At 54.1% G+C, this 16,396-nt stretch carries 15 protein-coding genes; 1 reads left to right on the top strand and 14 read right to left on the bottom strand.

Translation table 11 applies throughout. The annotated features are described in order from the left end of the window. Window positions 1-24 precede the first annotated feature (24 nt). Window positions 25-714: a sulfotransferase domain-containing protein gene (locus tag EBB79_RS22450; protein WP_164860896.1), complete on the bottom strand. Its 690-nt coding sequence runs from the start codon at window positions 712-714 to the stop codon at window positions 25-27. A 557-nt stretch (window positions 715-1,271) separates the two neighbouring features. Then, a complete protein-coding gene (locus EBB79_RS22445) occupies window positions 1,272-2,354 on the bottom strand; it encodes an extracellular solute-binding protein (protein ID WP_164860895.1) in 1,083 nt (360 codons plus the stop codon). Between the two features lie 335 nt (window positions 2,355-2,689). On the opposite strand from EBB79_RS22445, the gene EBB79_RS22440 reads away from it, so the two are divergent. After that, a complete protein-coding gene (locus EBB79_RS22440; RefSeq protein WP_164860894.1) occupies window positions 2,690-4,024 on the top strand; it encodes an oligosaccharide flippase family protein in 1,335 nt (444 codons plus the stop codon). Here EBB79_RS22440 and EBB79_RS22435 read toward each other — a convergent pair. From EBB79_RS22435 to EBB79_RS22380, 12 genes are all read right to left on the bottom strand, one after another. Further along, window positions 4,021-4,425, bottom strand: coding sequence for a RidA family protein (locus EBB79_RS22435; RefSeq protein WP_127751273.1), 405 nt, complete (start codon window positions 4,423-4,425; stop codon window positions 4,021-4,023). The two genes, EBB79_RS22440 and EBB79_RS22435, sit on opposite strands and share 4 nt — an antisense overlap. An 82-nt stretch (window positions 4,426-4,507) precedes the next feature. Then, entirely contained in the window at window positions 4,508-5,194 is a 687-nt protein-coding gene (locus EBB79_RS22430) for an ABC transporter ATP-binding protein (protein WP_127751272.1), read from the bottom strand. Continuing rightward, entirely contained in the window at window positions 5,191-5,940 is a 750-nt protein-coding gene (locus tag EBB79_RS22425) for an ABC transporter ATP-binding protein (RefSeq protein ID WP_127751271.1), read from the bottom strand. Before EBB79_RS22425 ends, EBB79_RS22430 begins: the two co-directional genes overlap by 4 nt. Beyond that, window positions 5,933-6,916, bottom strand: coding sequence for a branched-chain amino acid ABC transporter permease (locus EBB79_RS22420; RefSeq protein WP_127751270.1), 984 nt, complete (start codon window positions 6,914-6,916; stop codon window positions 5,933-5,935). The genes EBB79_RS22425 and EBB79_RS22420 overlap by 8 nt, the downstream gene beginning before the upstream one ends. Further along, window positions 6,913-7,833, bottom strand: coding sequence for a branched-chain amino acid ABC transporter permease (locus tag EBB79_RS22415; protein WP_127751269.1), 921 nt, complete (start codon window positions 7,831-7,833; stop codon window positions 6,913-6,915). The genes EBB79_RS22420 and EBB79_RS22415 overlap by 4 nt, the downstream gene beginning before the upstream one ends. Before the next feature lie 60 nt (window positions 7,834-7,893). Beyond that, on the bottom strand, window positions 7,894-9,030 hold the full coding sequence (locus EBB79_RS22410) for an ABC transporter substrate-binding protein (RefSeq protein ID WP_127751268.1): 1,137 nt from the start codon (window positions 9,028-9,030) through the stop codon (window positions 7,894-7,896). A gap of 101 nt (window positions 9,031-9,131) precedes the next feature. Continuing rightward, window positions 9,132-10,760, bottom strand: coding sequence for an AMP-binding protein (locus EBB79_RS22405; RefSeq protein WP_127751267.1), 1,629 nt, complete (start codon window positions 10,758-10,760; stop codon window positions 9,132-9,134). A 3-nt stretch (window positions 10,761-10,763) separates the two neighbouring features. Continuing rightward, window positions 10,764-11,915, bottom strand: coding sequence for an acyl-CoA dehydrogenase family protein (locus EBB79_RS22400; protein WP_127751266.1), 1,152 nt, complete (start codon window positions 11,913-11,915; stop codon window positions 10,764-10,766). After that, on the bottom strand, window positions 11,915-12,715 hold the full coding sequence (locus tag EBB79_RS22395; RefSeq protein ID WP_127751402.1) for an enoyl-CoA hydratase family protein: 801 nt from the start codon (window positions 12,713-12,715) through the stop codon (window positions 11,915-11,917). Before EBB79_RS22395 ends, EBB79_RS22400 begins: the two co-directional genes overlap by 1 nt. A gap of 2 nt (window positions 12,716-12,717) precedes the next feature. Further along, window positions 12,718-13,191 carry a MarR family winged helix-turn-helix transcriptional regulator gene (locus EBB79_RS22390; RefSeq protein ID WP_127751265.1) on the bottom strand — a complete coding sequence of 158 codons (474 nt, stop codon included), beginning with the start codon at window positions 13,189-13,191 and terminating at the stop codon, window positions 12,718-12,720. Next, on the bottom strand, window positions 13,191-13,928 hold the full coding sequence (locus EBB79_RS22385; protein ID WP_127751264.1) for an SDR family NAD(P)-dependent oxidoreductase: 738 nt from the start codon (window positions 13,926-13,928) through the stop codon (window positions 13,191-13,193). Before EBB79_RS22385 ends, EBB79_RS22390 begins: the two co-directional genes overlap by 1 nt. After that, window positions 13,925-16,219 (bottom strand): bifunctional salicylyl-CoA 5-hydroxylase/oxidoreductase, encoded by a 2,295-nt coding sequence (locus EBB79_RS22380; RefSeq protein ID WP_127751263.1) that lies wholly within the window; start codon window positions 16,217-16,219, stop codon window positions 13,925-13,927. Before EBB79_RS22380 ends, EBB79_RS22385 begins: the two co-directional genes overlap by 4 nt. Between the last annotated feature and the right edge of the window lie 177 nt (window positions 16,220-16,396).

Below are 16,396 nucleotides of genomic sequence, written 5' to 3'. Positions count from 1 at the left end.
CATTCAACGCAGTGAACCCAACACTCACTCGCTTGAAGGCCACCGATCTGTTGGAACTAGTGGGCTTGATTTGCATGCGGCAATTTCTTCCGCCATCAGCGCGCTGTAGGCCTGTTTTTCCTTCTCGGACACGGTTGTCTTGTGCTTGGCCTCAACATGGAGTGCATTCCAAAGCCATCGCTTGATTACACCGGGTAACAGGATGCGGCCCAAAGACAAAAGAAACTTGCTGCGTTTGAGACGCCCAGAAAGCTTGTTCTTCTCCAGGAGCGACACGTTGTGCGCCTGTGAGCTGTCCACCGGTTTATCCGGCACCCCAAGGAACTTGGCCACTTTTTCTAGGACAACATCGGCGGTTTTCATGTCTTGATAGTCAAGGACCAGAAGATTCTCGCCAAATGCGTCGTGATAACGGTGAATATCATCGCGAATTTCGCTGCGGCGCTTGTGATAGAAAAGTGGATGCCAACCAGCCGAACGGCGATCTTGTTCTGCGTGCAGGCTATGAGAAAACGACATATCCTCCCAGCCATGGCGCAATGTGTGATTATACTCTGAAACTGCGCGGGAAACAGGCTCGCGCGCAATACAGATGATTTTGACTTCGCAGGTTTGCGCAAACTCCATCAGCTTGCCAATAGTGCCGTCAGCCCAAATGTAATCTGTAGAGCCATCAATCGCCCATTGATCATCAGTCAGATCGGGAAAGTTCATTTCATAGCTTGCGGCATCTGTTATCAGTGTATCGCGAAATCCGTCACTTGCTGGTCCGGTCCAGCTGTCAGATTGGAAATTGGTAAAATACCGGCCTTCCTTTTCTGTGCCCAAGACCATGTCATCGCGTTGACCCAGCCACTTGGCCAAGCTGGTTGAGCCGGTTTTGGCCGATCCAGCAATTACAAGTAACTTTTTGATCTTGCCCATAAAGATGTTACCTTTCAGATCTTGGAGCCCGGTGTAAAGCATCTTGTTTCAGCGCACTAACAACCGTTGATACATATTTTTGTCAATGCAGTTGCCATGTGTAGACAGCCTTGCATAGCAAAGTAATCTTACACGTGGAGATCCCCTATTTTGCTATGTTGTCTCCCATCGTTATTTGAAAGTGGTCGCGACAGGACGTGGACTTGAACGACGACCATGCCAAACTGTACACTCGGGATCTGATATTGATGAGTAGCAACAATCTCGATAATTGCACCAGAAATATCAGTGGACCGGGATATGGTCGTGGAGCGTCAACGGCCTGATAACGACGGTATCGAGGTTTATTAATGTCCGATCTGAAGTCTTCTCCAGCGTCGGTCTAAGGCCCGTTTCTCGTGGCCATCCCGCGGTTTGACGAAATAAAGAGGGACTTGCATATCATGGGGAAACGCCAGTGCCGGCAAGTCAAAGTTTGGGTCGTCAATTGCGGCACTTGAAGCTGGTACCGCGTTGTTCCCAAATGTGTAGAGCGTTGCCAGAGCCATCATGTCGGGCCTTAAGATGTAATCTATCAGCTGGTATGATGGCTCCACACTCGCCACATCACTGGGAACCACAAAGACGTCGGCCCAAAGGTTGGTGCCTTCTTTGGGCAGAATGTAGCGGTATCTTTCCCTTTGTGCCCCCAGCAGGGGGGTCAGGCCATCTGTGCTCCAAGCAATCGCAAGGCAAATCTCGCCATGGGTCAGTTCATCGTTCTGATTGCTGCCAAAGGACCGGACGTAAGGGGCAATGGCGGCAATCAGCTCCAAGGCGGCGTCAATTTCGTTGTCAGCCTGCGTGTGCGGGTCCGAGCCAAGATAGACCAATGCCGCTGCCAGAACTTCCTCAACGGAATCAACGATGGTGATGCCACAATCGGCCAGTTTGGCTGCGTTCTCGGGATCAAAAACCAATGCCCAACTGTCGGTTGGGGCATTCGGTATACGTTCAGCGACTGATTTTAAATCATAGACGATACCTGTTGTCCCCCAGAGATAGGGCAACACATATCCCTCCGCGCTTGGCATGGATTGAAGGAAAACATCCAAGAGTTCTTGATCGACACCCGCCGCATTCGGTATGACGTTCACATCGATTTTCTGGATGGCCCCGGCTTGGATAATTCGGCCGACGGTCTCCATCGACACCACCGCCAGATCATAACCTGTACCGCGCGCGATCAGACGTGCCTCAGCTTCGTCAGCTTCGCCATAAGTGTCCATGATGATTTTGGTGCCGGTTTCGGTTTGAAACCTGTCGATAGTCACTGGGTCAATATACTCACCCCAGTTCAGAAGCGAGACTTGGTTGGCATCCGCTGCTACTGGTGACGCCAACCCAGTGGCTGCGAGCAGGGCAATAACAATTTTTGGTACTAGCCGCATTCTCTTGTCCCTTTTGTAGAAATATCGTTTTCTTTGAGCCATAGATCAATTAAAACTGTTGCCAGTTCGCTTTTATTGATCATTTTCGCAAAATAACAACATCTGCTTACTGACAAAGTCGCATCATGATGTGTTGCCAATTCGGTCATCCAAGCACCCAACTACTAGCCGATCAGACCTGACATCTATCGGCGTTGCCTGGCAGTGGACGGCACCAACCTAGCCGCAGGACAAACAGTTACCAGAACCACGGCATGTCCAGAAAGAAAGGTGACAGTCGCGATCAATACCATATACACCTCAACGGCATGATTAGTCGTTTAAAAAATAACCTGATGCGAGATGGTATCGGGGCAAGGGCATCGCGCGGAGCGCTTCTTACTGTGTTAAACTTTGGTGGCACAAGCGGATTGCGCTTGTTCTCCAATCTTGTTCTGACACGACTGCTGTTTCCGGAGGCTTTTGGGCTGATGGCGTTGATACAAGTTGTCATAGCCGCTGCTACCATGTTCTCTGATTTTGGTCTCCGAGAGGGGATTATCCAAGACAAACGCGGCGAAGAACAAGCCTTCCTTGACACCGCGTGGACGTTGCAAAATGTCCGCGGGTGGTTTTTAGGCACTATTATCTACCTTTCGGCCAGCCCAATTGCCGTCTTCTTCGACACCCCACAATTGACGCAGATGCTACATTTCAGTGCAGTGATCCCGGTGCTACAGGGATTCAATTCCTTAGGGATGCACACAGCAAATAGACAATTGTTGCTGGGCCGCCTGACATCGCTTGCGCTGGTCAGTCAGCTTATCGGCGCGATCACGATGATCGTATTGGCCTACATATTGCAGTCTGTTTGGGCATTGGTCTACGGAACTATTGTCGGCGCCGTTGCCCATACAATCATCTCACACCTTTGGTTGCCGCTGAAAACAAACTGGTTCACTCTTGAAGCAGACGCAACCAAGCGTCTGTTTAGCTACGGAAAGTACATCTTCCTGGCAACGGTTGCGGGTTTTTTCGTCAATCAGGGCGATAAGCTGGTCTTGGGCAAGTTCGTTAGCCTCGAAGAACTTGCCATTTATAACATCGCCTTTTTCCTGGCGACTGTGCCGCTGCTTTTAGCTTTTGCAATCAACGACAACGTCATGTTCCCGCTGTACCGCCACAGGCCACCTGGTGACAGTGCCGACAACAAAACCAAACTTGACAGGGCGCGTTTTGCCGTAACCGGCACCTTGTTTGCCGGCATTGCCGTCATTGTGCTAATCGGTGATGGTCTCATTCAAATACTGTATGACGCCCGATACTATTCCGCAGGTCCTGTGCTGATTATGATTGCACTGGCCTCGATGCCACGTCTGATCATGCTCAGCTATGAAAAGGTGCCATTGGCATTCGGAAATTCCAAAAGCTTTTCGTTTTTTAAGGTCAGCACAGCCATCTTGCAGTTTGGCCTCACTATCGTTGGCGTACAACAATTTGGCCTGCCAGCCGCAATCCTTGCGCCGACCATAACCGCACTGATCGCGTATCCGTTCTTGATCAAAATAGCCAATACCTACGACGCATGGTCGCCCAAGCATGACGCGGTCTTTGCCTGTATCTTCCTTGTGGTGGCGGCCATTGTGTTCTGGCTACACGGGGACCTGTTTCAGTTCAGCCGCAATCTTTAGTCGGATGTCTTTAAGTGCGCTGTTGCCTCGATTTCGAGCAAGGCGTCATCCTCAACCAGACCAGCGACAACCAGCATCGACATGGCCGGAAAATGACGACCCAAAACACGGCGGTATACTTCGCCGACCTCGCGTTGGCGGGCTACATATTCTTTTTTGTTGATCACAAACCACGTCAGCCGGGTTATATCTTCGGCTTGACCGCCTGCGGCTTGGACAACGTCCAAAATGTTACGCAAGGCTTGCTCCATCTGGCCGATGAAATCATGTGTTTCAAAGGCTTGCTGGGCCGTCCACCCGATTTGCCCACCAACATAAAGCGTGCCGTCGGATGTTAACATTCCGTTGGCGTAACCTTTAGCCGGGGCCCAACCTTTGGGCTGTACTACTGTGTGTGTCATTGTGTACTCCGAATAATGTGTAGCGGACTGGATCCGGCTATTTTGCGCGGGGTGTGCAGAACCTTCGTTGGACTGCGTAATGTTAGACGCCAATCAGCCGCTGAGAGATGTCGGGTGTCAGTTCTGCCATTGCACCTGTCCAGACCGTTGCACCACGCTCCAGAATTGTAGCTTGGTCACAAACCTGTGCCAACTCGGCCATTGATTTGTCGATCACGATGATAGCCATCCCCGTTTCGCTTTTGAGTTGGGCTATTGCGGCCCAAATTTCTTGTCTGATGATCGGGGCAAGCCCCTCGGTTGCTTCATCCAGAACCAAAAGGCGTGGATTGGTCATAAGGGCGCGGCCAATGGCAAGCATCTGTTGTTCGCCACCTGACAAAGTGTCGGCCCGTTGGGCCTCACGCTCGCCTAGTCTGGGGAATAGTGTTGTAACCCGGGAAAAATCCCAAGGGCCACGTCTGGCGGCTGCGTTGAGGTTCTCCGTGACAGACAGATCCGCAAAGCACCGGCGCCCTTCGGGGACAAGACCAACGCCCAGACGGGCGACTTGATGACTGGCCAAACGGGTTATGTCCTGACTATCAAAAGTCAGCTGTCCACTTGCGGGGATCATCCGGCATATTGCCTTGACGGTTGTGCTTTTGCCCATGCCATTGCGGCCCATCAGGGCCATGACTTCGCCCTCGGCCACAGTGAGATTGACATTAAACAAAGCCTTGGAAGAGCCATAACTGGCAGCAACATTGTGTAGATTTAAAAGGGTCATGCGCCGTCACCCAAATAGGCTTCGCGCACGGCCTGACTGGACCTGATCTGGTCAACTGTCCCTGTTTCAATGATCTTGCCGTAGACCAGCACGCTGATCCGGTCGGCCAAGGCAAAGACCGCATCCATATCATGCTCGACCAGAAGGATCGGCGCCTCACTGCGCAGAGCATCCAGAAAACCAGTTAGCAATTTTGATCCTTCCGCACCAAGACCGGCCATGGGCTCGTCCATAACAAAGGCCTTTGGTTTTAGCGTCAACGCGACTGCAACCTCCAGCTGGCGCCGCTGGCCATGACTTAGCTCGGATGTGAGCGTGGCCGCGTAGTCTTGCAGCCCCACCCGGGTCAACGCCTCGGTTGCTTTGTCGCGCAATGTGGTATCGCTCAGAATGGGTCGAAAAAACCGCCATGGAGATCCACTTGCGCCGAGCGCACCAAGCAAGACGTTTTGCAAGACAGTGTCTTCCATCGCCAATGCCGAGATCTGAAACGTGCGCCCGATACCTGCCTTGGCGCGCTTACGGGTATTGGTGTGGGTCACGTTTTGTCCCAGCAGATCAATGCGGCCGGCATCGGGCGTCAGGCCACCACATATCTGCGCGATAAGGGTCGACTTCCCAGCGCCGTTGGGGCCAATCACCGCATGAATTTCACCTGGAAGCAGGTCGATTGAAACACCGTCCGTGGCTTTCAGCGCGCCAAACGACTTTTGAAGGTCATGAGTGGCGAGGATTGGATCAGTCATGTGCAACCTCGCGCCCAGTAATAAGACCCACCAAGCCACCGCGGGCAAAGAGTACGATGATCAGCAACAATACCCCAAGATAAATGTGCCAATACTCGCTTAGACCACCGAGGAAATGCTCAAGCATGACAAAAGTGACCGCGCCGATGATAGGGCCGCATAATCTTGCCACGCCGCCGAGTATGATAAAGATCATAATTTCGCCAGACATCTGCCAACTGAACATGGTTGGACTGACAAAGCGATTGAGATCGGCAAAGAGCGCCCCAGCGAGGCCTGTAATCACTCCTGATATGACAAAGGCGACAAGTTTCAGGCGGTTCGGGTCTAATCCAACGGTTTGCACCCGCTGCGGGACTTGTCGCGCAGCGCTGAGCGCCAGGCCAAATGGGGACTTTGCGATCAATGTGTTCAACAAGACGACCAGGCATAATATCACAAAGCAGATTACGAAGAAATTGATTGGCACTAAGGTGTTCACGCCGGGAAATCCGTTACGAACATAGACGGACAGGCCGTCTTCACCGCCGTAGGCCGCCCAGCTGATCGAGAAAAAGTAGAACATCTGCCCGAAAGCCAGTGTGATCATGATGAAATAAACGCCAGCTGTACGCAGGGACAACAGCCCGATGAGAAGCGCTGCAAAGGCGGACGTGACCATCGCCACCAACCATATCACCGGCATTGATTTGGTACCCTCGATCAGAAAGGGTGCCTCCATCAACGGCGTATATGTCTGCGCGTGATGGGCAAGGATACCCATTGAATAGCCACCAATACCAAAGAAAACGGCGTGCCCGAAACTGACCAATCCACCTAGACCAAGAGCAATATTCAGACCCACAGCGGCAAGCGCAAATATTACAGCGCGCGTCGCCAGCGTGATGGTAAACGGGGCATCGTTGAAAAACGCCCAAAGGGGTACTGCGAACAACAGCAGCAATACCAGTGCGTTCAAATGACGTTCACGGATCATATGCGTGCTCCAAACAAACCAGTTGGTCGCCAAATTAGAACCACACCCATGAGGATATAAATCGCCATCGACGCGAGGGCAGAACCAGAGCTCTGAGCTGCAGAGGGTGCCATGAAGAGCTTGAACAGTTCCGGCAAGAAAATGCCTCCTAATGTGTCGGTGAGTCCAACCAGCAAGGCGCCGATCAGGGCGCCTTTGATCGAGCCGATGCCGCCGATCACGATAACCACAAAGGCAAGGATCAAGACAGGTTCGCCCATGCCAACTTGAACCGATTGGATCGCGCCAACCAAGGCGCCGGCCAGCCCGGCAAGGGCGGCCCCCAGCGCAAAAATCAATGTATAGAGTTTTGAGATGTCGACCCCGAGGGCCGCGATCATTTCGCGGTCATTCTTGCCGGCGCGGATTTGAATGCCAACACGGGTGCGGGTGATAAACAAGCCAAGCGCGCCAGCCACCAGCAGGCCAACACAGATCAACACCAGCCGGTACAGTGGGTATTGGATGCCACCGGGTAAGGTGACCGGGCCGGAAAAGTAATCGGGGATATTCAGGAACAGCGGGAACGAGCCAAAGAGCCAGCGGGTGCCTTCGGAAAAGATCAGGATCAATGCAAAAGTCGCGAGAACCTGATCAAGGTGATCGGTGGCATACAGCCTGCGTATGATCAGCATTTCGACCAAAACGCCGGCAACCGCCGCGGCAGCCATGGCGGCAATCAACGCCAGCACAAATGATCCGGTTAACCCGGCCACAGCCGCCGCTGCAAAAGCGCCGATCATATAAAGCGAGCCATGGGCGAGATTGATCAGGCCCATAACCCCAAAGATCAGGGTCAGGCCTGCCGCCATCAAAAACAGCATTACACCGAATTGCAGACCGTTCAGGACCTGCTCGATGATCAGAAGTGTGGACATGTTTGAGGTTCCCTTGGGTCTCTGGGCCAGCGCGCGTGCCAGCCCAGAGGCGTTTTCAGCTTAGAACGAGCAGTCAGCGGCGTAGGCGTCGCTGTGATCTTCAAGCGCCACGCCGATGATCTTATTGGTGTAAACGTCACCTTCTTTGATCACTTCGCGCGCGTAAATGTCCTGAACTGGATGGTGGTTTGACCCGAACGCAAAATCACCACGGGTGCTGTCAAAATCAGCTGCTTCAAGGGCTGCGCGGAAGGCGTCTGCATCATCAGGGCTGGCCGTTTCAAGCGCCGAAATCAGCAGGTTTGCGGTGTCGAATCCTTGGCTCGCGTAGAGCGATGGCAAGCGGTCGTATTCTGCCTGGAACGTCTCGACGAAGGCTGCGTTGGTTGGGTTGTCGATATCCTTGTTCCATTGGCTGGTGTTCACGACACCCAAAGCCGCATCGCCTACAGCTTGCAAAATGCCTTGGTCAAACGAGAACGCGGGCCCAACAACCGGAAGCTCGATACCGCTGTCCGCATATTGCTTTAGGAAAGAAATGCCCATGCCGCCGGGCAGGAAGAAAAAGACGCTATCGGCTCCGGAGGCGCGGATTTGTGCGATTTCTGATGCGTAGTCGGTTTGGCCAAGCTTGGTGAAGATCTCACCGGCCAATTCACCTTCGTACATCCGTTTGTATCCGGTCAGCGCGTCATGACCGGCAGGGTAGTTAGGGGCCATAATAAAGCTATTGGTATAGCCCGCACCTTTTGCATAGGCTCCGGCTGCTTCGTGCAAGTTGTCATTCTGCCAGGCAACATTGAAATAGTTTTGGTGACAACCCTTACCGGCCAATACCGAAGGCCCGGCATTAGGAGACAGGTAGAACTTTCCTTGTGCCACGCTGGATGGGATGACGGCCATTGCAAGGTTTGACCAGATGATGCCAGTCATCACGTCAACTTTTTCCGATTGAATAAGCTTATCCGCAAGTTGCACAGCGATATCTGGCTTGCGCTGATCGTCTTCGATAACGACCTCGATATCGTTGCGCCCAGATTGTGCAATCGCCAGCATGAACCCGTCGCGCACATCGATGCCCAGGCCCGCACCGCCGCCTGACAGTGTAGTGATCATACCCACTTTGATGCCTTCAGCGGATGCACCGCCTGCAAGGGCTGCGAGTGCCGTGGATAGGATAAGTGATTTGAGTTTCATTTTTTGTTTCCCCGTTGTTGAAGCTACATTTTGAAATGGACGTTTCGCCCTTGGTTTTAAAAACAATGCAACTATTGCCTTCATGGCATTGATTAGCTCAGTTATTCGTCGCTGCCTCCAGGTTTCAACCTGAAACGTTGAATTTTTCCGGTCGCGGTCTTTGGCAAAGTGGAGGTGAAGATAACGCTGCGAGGGTATTTGTAAGGCGCTATCATCGATTTTACATGGTCCTGAAGCAGTTTTGCCTGTTCCGCTGTTTCGGCAATACCTTCGGACAGGACGACATGCGCCTCAACCACAGTCCCACGCGCGGGGTCTGGCGATCCAATGACGGCACATTCCGCGACGCTTTCATGGGCCAGCAATGCGGCCTCTACTTCGGGACCTGCAATGTTGTACCCCGATGACACGATCATATCGTCATTGCGGGCCGAGAAATGAAAGTAGCCATCTTCGTCCTGAACAAAGGTATCACCTGAAATGTTCCAGCCGTTTTGAACATATTCATCTTGCCGCTGGCCGCCCAAGTACCGGCATCCAGTGGGCCCTTTTAACGCAAGCCGCCCCGGAGTTCCGCGTGACACCTCGGTACCATCCGGCCCAATGACTTTGGCAACATACCCAGTGACAGGCTTGCCTGTACATGAGGGCATGTGGTCGTCGAACCGGTTCGAGATAAAGATGTGCAGCATTTCGGTTGCCCCGATGCCGTCCAGCATCGGCTTACCGGTTTTGGCGATCCATTCGTCATAGACCGGTGCGGGCAGGGTTTCGCCCGCAGACACCGCAGCGCGCAGTGACGACAAATCGGCACCTTCATCCATTGCGCGTAACATTGCGCGGTACGCGGTGGGTGCGGTAAAGCAAACGGTTGCACGGTATTTTTCAATGATTTCAATCAAATGAGGCGGGGATGCGACCTCAAGCAATGTCGCCGCTGCGCCGAACCGCAGCGGGAAGATGGCCAACCCACCCAGACCAAAGGTAAAGGCCAGAGGCGGTGAGCCAATAAATATGTCCTCGGGCGTTACGCCCAAAACCTCTTTCGCGTAGCTGTCAGCAATGACCAAAAGATCGCGGTGAAAGTGCATTGTCGCCTTGGGCTCGCCAGTAGAGCCGGATGTGAACCCGAGTAAGGCCACATCGTCCTGCATGGTTTTGATCGCCTCAAAGTGAACCGGTTTTTCAAGCGCCAAGCGATCCAGTTCAGCATCATGGTTGGACGTGCCATCAAACCCGACCACCCGTTTCAGGATCGGATTATCGGTGGCGCAAATTTCCATCTCTTCCATCAGGCGGGTGTCACAAAGCGCAAAGGCAATCTGGGCTTTGTCGACGTATTTGCTCAGCTCGCCAGCTCGTAACATTGGCATCGAGTTCACCACAACCGCCCCAACTTTGGTCGCGGCAAGCCAACAAGCGACCATGGCGGGGTTGTTGGCCGACCGGATTAGCACGCGATTGCCGGGCTTTACTCCCATATCCTCCACTAGGACATGAGCGATGCGGTTGGTCCAATCGGTCAGCTCTTTATAGGTGCGGCGACGGCCATTGCCGATCAATGCGGTGTGATCGCCAAAGCCCTGTTCGACCATTGCGTCGGTCAACTCGACCCCGGCGTTCAGTTGCTCAGGGTAGTCAAACCCGTCCAGCAACAATTCAGGCCAACTGTCCAATGGGGGCAGATTATCGCGGGCAAATGTATCTGTGTGGGCGCTGGCACTAAGCATGGTTTATTGACCTACAGTTTGTCGTGCGATGATAACGCGCTGGACGTCTGACGCGCCCTCGTAGATGCGCAAAGCACGAATTTCACGGTATAGTTTTTCGACAGTTTCACCTGATTTGACACCGTCACCGCCATGCAGCTGCACGGCACGGTCAATGACTTTCTGCGCCTGATCTGTTGAGAACAGTTTGGCCATGGCAGCTTCACGGGTGACCCGTGGCGCGCCGTTGTCCTTGGCCCATGCGGCGCGGTAGATGAGTAAGGCACTTGCGTCGATATCCACCGCCATATCGGCGATGTGACCCTGCACCATCTGCAATTCAAACAGCGGAGCCCCTTGCACATGACGGGTGGTCACACGGGCCACTGCCTCGTCCAGTGCGCGTCTGGCAAAGCCAAGTGCGGCGGCCGCGACAGTCGCGCGGAACACATCCAAAACGGACATCGCAATTTTGAATCCTGCGCCACTGGTGCCAATCAGCGCAGATGTTGGCACGCGGCAATCGCTGAAACGCAGTGTCGCCAGCGGGTGCGGTGCAATGGTGTCCAAACGCTCGATGACTTCCAGGCCAGCTGTATCAGCGGGCACGATAAATGCGGACAATCCGCGCGCGCCAGGGGCTTCGCCTGTGCGGGCAAAAACTGTGTATACATCAGCAATTCCGCCGTTGCTGATCCATGTCTTGTCGCCGTTCAGCACATAGCTGTCCCCATCCAGGGTGGCCGTCATAGTCGAATTGGCAACGTCAGATCCTGACTGTGGTTCCGTCAAGGCAAAGGCAGAAATTGCAGTGCCATTGCGGATTTTAGGCAGCCAGCCCGCTTTTTGGGCATCGGTGCCAAACAGCGAAATTGCACCGGTTCCAAGACCCTGCATTGCAAAGGAAAAATCGGCAAGCCCGTCATGACGCGCCAAAGTTTCTCGGATCAGACACAGCGACCGGACGTCCAGTTTTGCCGCAGCAGTGGGGTCAACCGCCGCATGTTTTAGCCAACCATCCCGGCCCAAGGCGGCGACCAATGTGCGGCAGGCTGTATCGGTGTCGCTGTGATCAATATCCGCCAGATGTTGCTTGGCCCAACCGTCCAGGTTGGCGCCAAGCGCGCGGTGGTGATCGTCGAAAAACGGCCAGGTCAGGAAGGATGTATCAGCCATCAGTTGCCCTCAAACACAGGTTTTTTCTTGGCGACAAAGGCGTTATAAGCGCGTTCAAAATCTGCTGTTTGCATGCAGATCGCCTGCGCCTGCGCCTCGGCCTCGATAGCCTGTTCAATCGACATGGACCATTCTTGCGCCAACATCGTCTTGGTCATCATGTTGCCAAAGTTTGGACCAGCAGCAATGCGACTGGCCATGGATGTTGCCTCGGACAAAAGATCATCTGCCGGGACCAGTTTGTTATGAAACCCCCAAGCATGGCCTTCTTGCGCGTCCATTGAGCGACCTGTGTAGAGTAATTCAGCGGTGCGTCCTTGTCCGATGATACGCGGCAAGATCGCGCAGGCGCCCATGTCACAGCCGGCAAGGCCGACACGGGTGAACAGGAATGCAACTTTGGCTTCGGGAGTCGCTATGCGCAAATCCGAGGCCATCGCGATGATCGCACCGGCACCGACGCAAATCCCATCAACCGCCGCGATCACTGGTTTGCCGCAGTTCACTATCGCTTTGACCAGATCGCCGGTCATACGGGTGAACGTCAGCAGCTCTTTCATCGACATTTTCGTTAGCGGGCCGATGATGTCATGCACATCGCCGCCAGAGCTGAAATTGCCGCCATTGGATGCGAATACAACCGCCTTTACCTCGTCTGAGTAGGTCAGTTCGCGGAACCAGTCCCGCAACTCGGCATAGCTGTCAAAGGTCAGAGGGTTTTTCCGGTCGGGACGATCCAGCGCGACGGTTGCAATGCCGTCTACGATCTCGCACTTAAAATGACTTACGTCGGTTCGCATGGTCATGCCTCATTCTCAGTCAAACTGATCTCAAGTTGTTCAAGTCGCAGGCTAATGTCGCGCGACTCTTCCGGGGAGAAGTCGCTTAGCATCTCATCTACCCAGGCCTCATGCGCGGCGGCTTGTCGCGCGAATTCTTCAGTCCCCCGGCGAGTCAACCGCACTAGGGACGCGCGCCGGTCACCAGGAACTTGAACGCGCACCAGAAAACCGTCTTCGGCCAGCCGGTCGACAATGCCCGTCACATTGCCGTTCGAGACGCGCAACACTCCGGACAATTGGCTCATCTTCAGGCCATCGTCGAACCGCGACAGCGCCGCCATCACGTCAAAGCGGGGCAGGGTGGTTTCAAACTCTTTGCGAAGGTGTTCGCGCAACGTTGCTTCGATCGTGCGACTGGCCTTCAGAAACCGTAGCCACAGTCGGAGACGCTCTTTCGATGGTGTTTCCGGGTCTTGTTGTGGATCAAGATACATCAAATTTCTCCGCCTGACAGGCTAAGGGCATGGCCATTTATAGATCGCGCGGCATCCGTACAGAGCCAAAGCGCTGTTGCTGCAACTTCATCGGATTGGATAAACCGACGTTGCGGGTTGCCTTTGGTCAGCGATTTTGCAGCGTCTTGCGGGCTCATCCCTGTCTTTTCGACGATGTTGGCAATCGAGCGCTCCAAAAGCGGTGTTTCAATAAAGCCCGGGCAGATTGCGTTGACGGTGATCCCGGTCGAGGCGAGCTCTACGGCCAACGCGCGGGTCAACCCGACAACACCGTGTTTCGCCGCGCAGTACCCGGTAACATAGGGATACCCTTTGAGGCCGGCGGTGGAGGCTATGGCAATCATCCTACCTGACTTGGCGGCCTTCATATCCGGCAGCGCAGCCTGCCAAACGTTGAAAACCCCGGTCAGGTTTACGTGAGTCATCGCGGTTAGATCGGCTGCTGTCATTTTGGCAAAAGGAACGGATGTGGCCGCGCCCGCATTGGCAATCACAGATGTTATGGGGCCTTGCAGCTGCCGTGCGGCGTCAAACGCGGATTTGACCGCTGCGTCGTCGGTAACATCGCATATCTGATAGGGCAGGTTCTGGGCCTGCAAGGTCGCCTTGGTGCGGCCAAGGAGCGTGACCTTGTAGCCCGCCTGGGCAAAGGTCTGCGCAGTTTCGGCCCCCACGCCTGTGCCTCCGCCCGAGATTATGACGTGTTGCACGCTCATACCTTGCCCGCCATTTCGGCGTCGCGATCCGCCAGTCGCCAGGCTTGATCCCGGCCTGCATCATAAGGCAGCGGCCATTTTTCCTGCCGGTCGCCAAGGCCGGTGGCGGCATGCAGCGTCCAATAGGGATCCGCCAGATGCGGACGGGCGATGCAGACTAAATCGGCACGACCGGCCATCAGGATGGAATTCACGTGATCTGCTTCGTAAATATTGCCAACCGCCATTGTTTTGATTCCCGCCTCGTTGCGAATACGGTCTGAGAATGGCGTTTGGAACATGCGGCCATATACGGGTTTACCCTGCGTTGATGTCTGCCCGGCCGAAACATCGATGATGTCCGCCCCGGCTGCCTCGAAAAGGGATGCGATCAACACAGCCTCATCCGCAGTGACCCCGTCGTCGCCCGCCCAATCGCTGGCCGAGATCCGAACCGACATCGGCTTATCTTCAGGCCAAGCGGCGCGCATGGCCGCAAATACCTCTAGCGGATAGCGCATCCGATTTTCCAAACTACCGCCATAGTCATCGGTGCGAATGTTGGACAAAGGTGAGATGAAAGACGAGATCAGATAGCCGTGTGCGGCGTGCAATTCGATCATGTCAAAGCCCGCACGCTGCGCCATTTGGGTGGCCAAGACGAATTCATCCTTCACCGCATCCATGTCAGCTCGGTCCATGGCTTTGGGCGTGGTGTTCTGGTCTGACCAGGCAATGGCAGAGGCCGACAGAATGGGCCAATTGTTGTTGGGCAAGGGCTGATCCATGCCCTCCCATCCGACGCGTGTTGACCCTTTGCGACCTGCATGGCCGATTTGACAACATGTCTTGGCCTCGGTCTCAGTATGGATAAAGGTGTTCAGCCGGGCCCATGCGTCTTGGTGTGCTGGTGCATATAGACCGGGGCAACCCGGGGTGATCCGACCATTGGCTGAAACACATGTCATTTCAGTGTAGACAAGGCCTGCGCCGCCTTTGGCACGTTCACCATAGTGGATCAGATGCCAATCTGTGGGAGCACCATCGATAGCCTTATATTGTGCCATGGGGGAGACAACGATGCGGTTTTTCAAATGCATGTCGCGCAACTGAAACGGGGCAAACATCGGGGCGCGGGCCGGGCCGTCAGATGTTACGCCTGCTTGCGTCATGAACCAATCCTCGGCAGAGGCCAGCCAGTCGGGATCACGTTCACGCAGGTTCTCATGACTGATCCGCTGGGACCGCGTCAGCATAGAGTAATTCAATTGCACCGGGTCCAGATGCAGATAGCGTTCAACATCCTCGAACCACTCAACCGAGTTTCGCGCGGAGGATTGCAAGCGCAGGACCTGCAAACGGCGCTTGTCTTCATAGTCAGCAAAGGCCTCTTTCAAGGTCGGTTGGGTGGCAATACCGTCCGCTAATGCAATGGCACTTTCCATTGCAAGCTTGGTGCCCGAGCCAATGGAAAAATGGGCCGTTGCCGAGGCATCGCCCAGCAAGACAACGTTCTCGTGGCTCCACTTTTCGCACAAGACACGCGGGAACCGGATCCAGGCAGATCCCCGGATATGATTGGCATTGGTCATCAGGGAATGGCCGCCAAGGTGATCTTTGAATATTTCCTCGCAAGTCGCGATGCAGTCTTGCTGGCTCATCTCACCAAAGCCGTAGGCGTCAAATGTGTCTTGGCTGCACTCAACGAGAAACGTCGCCGTTTCGTCGTCAAATTGATAGGCGTGGACCCAGATCCAGCCCTTGTCTGTTTCCTCAAAGATAAACGTGAATGCGTCGTCAAACTTCTGGTGGGTGCCGAGCCAAATAAACTGACATAAACGGGTGTCGATATCGGGTTGAAAACTGTCTTGGAATTCCAACCGTGTCTTAGAGTTCAGTCCATCACAGCCAACCACCACATCAAAATCATCCATGTAGTCCGAGGCCGCGGCGACATCTGTCTCAAACCGCAGATCAACACCAAGCTCTTGTGCCCGTTTGTGCAAGATCAGCAAAAGCCGCTTGCGCCCGATACCACAAAATCCGTGACCGCTGGAGACCAGGGTCTGTCCTTTGTGATGTAGGGCAATATCGTCCCAATAGGCAAAGTGAGCGCGGATTTCAGCAGCACTGACCGGATCGTTTTCCTCAAGATTGGTCAAGGTTTCGTCCGAAAGCACCACGCCCCAGCCAAAGGTATCATCGGGCTTGTTGCGCTCGAACAGAACCACCTCTGCATCCGGAGTCCGGAGTTTAGTTGAAATGGCAAAGTAGAGACCGGCCGGTCCGCCGCCAAGGCACGCTATCCGCATATCATCGACCCTTAAGGTTACAGATTTGATCTCAGGTTAGGATGGCTTTTGATTTACTTCAAGTAAAAATATTTCAAGCTTGAAGTAAATCATGACAACTATAGGAATTTACTGTCTATTGTAACTGGTTCAGTTGGGTTGGGCATCTCAAGATCAGGTAGGGCCGTGAGATGGGAG

Source organism: Parasedimentitalea marina (genome assembly GCF_004006175.1).
Classification (GTDB): domain Bacteria; phylum Pseudomonadota; class Alphaproteobacteria; order Rhodobacterales; family Rhodobacteraceae; genus Parasedimentitalea; species Parasedimentitalea marina.
The sequence above is the reverse complement of the archived record's forward strand: the minus strand, read 5'-3'. Positions and strand labels throughout refer to the sequence as shown.

Coding starts and splice junctions, on each gene's coding strand:
- EBB79_RS22450 (WP_164860896.1), bottom strand. CDS start 714: ATGAACTTTCCCGATCTGACTGATGATCAATGGGCGATTGATGGCTCT.
- EBB79_RS22445 (WP_164860895.1), bottom strand. CDS start 2,354: ATGCGGCTAGTACCAAAAATTGTTATTGCCCTGCTCGCAGCCACTGGG.
- EBB79_RS22440 (WP_164860894.1), top strand. CDS start 2,690: ATGCGAGATGGTATCGGGGCAAGGGCATCGCGCGGAGCGCTTCTTACT.
- EBB79_RS22435 (WP_127751273.1), bottom strand. CDS start 4,425: ATGACACACACAGTAGTACAGCCCAAAGGTTGGGCCCCGGCTAAAGGT.
- EBB79_RS22430 (WP_127751272.1), bottom strand. CDS start 5,194: ATGACCCTTTTAAATCTACACAATGTTGCTGCCAGTTATGGCTCTTCC.
- EBB79_RS22425 (WP_127751271.1), bottom strand. CDS start 5,940: ATGACTGATCCAATCCTCGCCACTCATGACCTTCAAAAGTCGTTTGGC.
- EBB79_RS22420 (WP_127751270.1), bottom strand. CDS start 6,916: ATGATCCGTGAACGTCATTTGAACGCACTGGTATTGCTGCTGTTGTTC.
- EBB79_RS22415 (WP_127751269.1), bottom strand. CDS start 7,833: ATGTCCACACTTCTGATCATCGAGCAGGTCCTGAACGGTCTGCAATTC.
- EBB79_RS22410 (WP_127751268.1), bottom strand. CDS start 9,030: ATGAAACTCAAATCACTTATCCTATCCACGGCACTCGCAGCCCTTGCA.
- EBB79_RS22405 (WP_127751267.1), bottom strand. CDS start 10,760: ATGCTTAGTGCCAGCGCCCACACAGATACATTTGCCCGCGATAATCTG.
- EBB79_RS22400 (WP_127751266.1), bottom strand. CDS start 11,915: ATGGCTGATACATCCTTCCTGACCTGGCCGTTTTTCGACGATCACCAC.
- EBB79_RS22395 (WP_127751402.1), bottom strand. CDS start 12,715: ATGCGAACCGACGTAAGTCATTTTAAGTGCGAGATCGTAGACGGCATT.
- EBB79_RS22390 (WP_127751265.1), bottom strand. CDS start 13,191: ATGTATCTTGATCCACAACAAGACCCGGAAACACCATCGAAAGAGCGT.
- EBB79_RS22385 (WP_127751264.1), bottom strand. CDS start 13,928: ATGAGCGTGCAACACGTCATAATCTCGGGCGGAGGCACAGGCGTGGGG.
- EBB79_RS22380 (WP_127751263.1), bottom strand. CDS start 16,219: ATGCGGATAGCGTGCCTTGGCGGCGGACCGGCCGGTCTCTACTTTGCC.